The sequence below is a fragment of the Cupriavidus sp. D384 genome, from assembly GCF_001652915.1.
Taxonomy (GTDB): Bacteria; Pseudomonadota; Gammaproteobacteria; order Burkholderiales; family Burkholderiaceae; genus Cupriavidus.
Genome location: NZ_BBQI01000041.1, coordinates 1 through 1,195, shown reverse-complemented (window position 1 = coordinate 1,195; position 1,195 = coordinate 1). Strand labels below are relative to the sequence as shown.

General features: G+C 61.7%; 1 protein-coding gene. It reads right to left on the bottom strand.

Annotated features, from left to right (window positions below; translation table 11 throughout):
- Positions 1–4 precede the first annotated feature (4 nt).
- On the bottom strand, positions 5–1,195 hold the full coding sequence (tuf, locus tag A9J21_RS12370) for an elongation factor Tu (RefSeq protein WP_029051586.1): 1,191 nt from the start codon (positions 1,193–1,195) through the stop codon (positions 5–7).

Here is a 1,195-nt window from a genome sequence, read left to right as displayed (position 1 = left end):
TTGCTTAGTCGAGGATCTTTGCCACAACGCCGGCGCCGACGGTACGACCACCTTCGCGGATAGCGAAGCGCAGGCCTTCTTCCATGGCGATCGGGGCGATCAGCTTGACGGTGATCGACACGTTGTCACCCGGCATGACCATTTCCTTGTCCTTCGGCAGCTCGATCGAGCCAGTCACGTCGGTCGTACGGAAGTAGAACTGCGGGCGGTAGTTGTTGAAGAACGGCGTGTGACGGCCACCTTCGTCCTTCGACAGGATGTAGACCTCACCCGTGAAGTGCGTGTGCGGCTTGATCGAGCCCGGCTTGCACAGAACTTGACCACGCTCCACGTCTTCGCGCTTCGTGCCGCGCAGCAGCAGACCCACGTTGTCGCCAGCCTGACCCTGGTCCAGCAGCTTGCGGAACATTTCCACGCCCGTGCAAGTCGTCTTCACCGTCGGGCGGATACCCACGATTTCGATTTCTTCGCCGACCTTGACCACGCCACGCTCGATACGACCCGTCACCACGGTACCGCGGCCCGAGATCGAGAACACGTCTTCCACCGGCATCAGGAACGTACCGTCAACGGCGCGCTCCGGCGTCGGGATGTACGAGTCCAGTGCGTCGGCCAGGTTCATGATGGCCACTTCGCCCAGCTCGCCCTTGTCGCCTTCCAGCGCCAGCTTGGCCGAACCCTTGATGATCGGGGTGTCGTCGCCCGGGAAGTCGTACTTCGACAGAAGTTCGCGCACTTCCATTTCCACCAGTTCCAGCAGCTCGGCGTCATCCACCATGTCGCACTTGTTCAGGAACACGATGATGTACGGCACGCCAACCTGACGGGCCAGCAGGATGTGCTCGCGCGTTTGCGGCATCGGGCCGTCAGCAGCCGAGCAAACCAGGATCGCGCCGTCCATCTGCGCAGCGCCCGTGATCATGTTCTTCACATAGTCAGCGTGGCCCGGGCAGTCAACGTGGGCGTAGTGGCGGTTGGCCGTCTCGTATTCCACGTGTGCGGTGTTGATCGTGATGCCGCGTGCCTTCTCTTCCGGCGCTGCGTCGATTTCGTCGTACTTCTTGGCGGCGCCGCCGAACTTCGCAGCCAGCACCGTGGCAATCGCTGCCGTCAGCGTCGTCTTGCCGTGGTCAACGTGACCAATCGTACCTACGTTCACGTGCGGCTTGGTCCGCTCGAACTTTTCCTTTGCCAT